The following is a 712-nucleotide window of genomic DNA, read 5'->3' as shown; positions in this document are numbered from 1 at the left end:
CGGCAGCCTGTATCGAGAACCCCGTTCCGTCAGCTTCGCCAAAATGGATGAGCTGGAATTTCAGGCACTCTATCAATCCACCCTAAACGTACTGTGGAACTTCATCTTGTATCGCAACTTCCCGACCAGAGACGCTGCTGAAAATGCGGCGGCTCAGTTGTTTGATTTTGCGTAATGGAGAGGCAAGACCAATGACCAACAGTGAAAAACAGTGGCTGTCAGACGTAGCTTCGCTCGGCTGCATTGCTTGCCGGAATTTGGGACTGGGTTCCTCTCCGGCTGAAATTCACCATGTAAGAGCCGGGCAGGGCACGGCACAACGCGCCGATCACTTCTCCGTTCTGCCGCTCTGTCCTCGCCACCATCGAGCTGGTTATCCCACGGGTTTTCATGCCGCACCAAAGAGTTGGCAGGCGGCTCACGGGACAGAAATTGAATTATTAGCGCAAGTTAAAAGGGAAGTGAAAGAGGTACGGTTATGTCGGGTTTGAGATTTTCAACGGATGGGTTGGAATTAACACTATCACAGGCGATCTGGCTACAGGAATGGTTAGCAAAATTTGGTGCGTGGGTTTATTCCGGCAGGCTGGATAAGCGTCAGAGCAGTGTGATCGCGGAATTTATGGCACGAGTAGAGCCTCGAGACTACCCAGAACGCCCGATGTGCAATGACGACGAAGGTATGCTAATCGCCAGAGTGGTTGATCATATC

Annotated in this window: 3 protein-coding genes; all 3 read left to right on the top strand. The window is 51.7% G+C overall.

Going from position 1 to position 712, the window contains the following annotated elements:
* Positions 1–175 (top strand): DUF1367 family protein (locus AACS90_RS04300; RefSeq protein WP_153043720.1); only part of this gene is annotated, 175 nt, incomplete at its 5' end.
* A gap of 16 nt (positions 176–191) precedes the next feature.
* The gene (locus tag AACS90_RS04295; protein WP_099123673.1) at positions 192–491 is read left to right on the top strand and encodes a Ref family recombination enhancement nuclease; all 300 of its coding nucleotides are present in this window, start codon (positions 192–194) and stop codon (positions 489–491) included.
* A partial coding sequence (locus tag AACS90_RS04290; RefSeq protein WP_305847171.1) for an antiterminator Q family protein occupies positions 479–712 on the top strand: 234 nt, incomplete at its 3' end. The genes AACS90_RS04295 and AACS90_RS04290, both read left to right, overlap by 13 nt.

Origin of the sequence: Xenorhabdus sp. KK7.4 (assembly GCF_963876465.1) — a bacterium.
In the GTDB taxonomy this organism is placed as follows: Bacteria; Pseudomonadota; Gammaproteobacteria; order Enterobacterales; family Enterobacteriaceae; genus Xenorhabdus; species Xenorhabdus stockiae.
This window is presented reverse-complemented; position numbering and strand designations above follow the sequence as displayed.